We start from the raw sequence: 640 nt of genomic DNA, 5'->3' as shown, positions 1-640 counted from the left end.
TCTTTTCCATCTGACGAAGAACTCAATGTATTTCCTGTTACTGTAGGTGCTTATTCAGTGCCATGTCCAATTTGCCAAGGGAAAACGATTCGCCATGCACAAACGTTACGTCGTTTTCGTCATGGCTATGCTTGGCATCTCGGATTTATTTGGATTGAGATGGCGATTCCACGTCATCGTTGTATTGCCTGCGACCTCACATTTACCTATGACTTCGGTTTAGGGATTGTCCAAGCGTCTTCGGCTATGTTTCGTAGAGAACTTGTGAGGCGTTGCCACGGTCGTTCCATTGCTGATGTAGCGCGTGGATACGAACTGCCCTATACGACTGTTGAGCGTTGGTATTACTTGTATGCAACTGATGAATTAACGGAAGAAATCGCCACAACTATCTGTGTAGATGAGTTCACCTTACGCAAAGGACACAATTATGCGACCAGTGTTTTAAATGCTGACACGGGTCGTATTTTGGCGATTGTTCCTCATCGAAATCAAGACGCTATTATCGCTGTTTTACAGAAAGTAACAGGTCCAATTCGTACGGTGGTCAGTGATTTCGCTCCAGCAATGGCGAACGCGATACAAGCCGTTTATCCTAGCGATTCATGTGCTGGATCGCTTTCATCTCGTGCAATTTTTC

Annotated in this window: 1 protein-coding gene; it reads left to right on the top strand. The window is 45.2% G+C overall.

Going from position 1 to position 640, the window contains the following annotated elements:
• Nucleotides 1-264 precede the first annotated feature (264 nt).
• Nucleotides 265-640, top strand: a 376-nt coding sequence (locus tag B2R82_RS04225) for a transposase (RefSeq protein ID WP_286923674.1), incomplete at its 3' end; no start/stop codon positions are given.

This window comes from Lysinibacillus sp. UBA6686, from assembly GCF_002455205.1.
Lineage (GTDB): Bacteria > Bacillota > Bacilli > Bacillales_A > Planococcaceae > Lysinibacillus > Lysinibacillus pakistanensis.
This window is presented reverse-complemented; position numbering and strand designations above follow the sequence as displayed.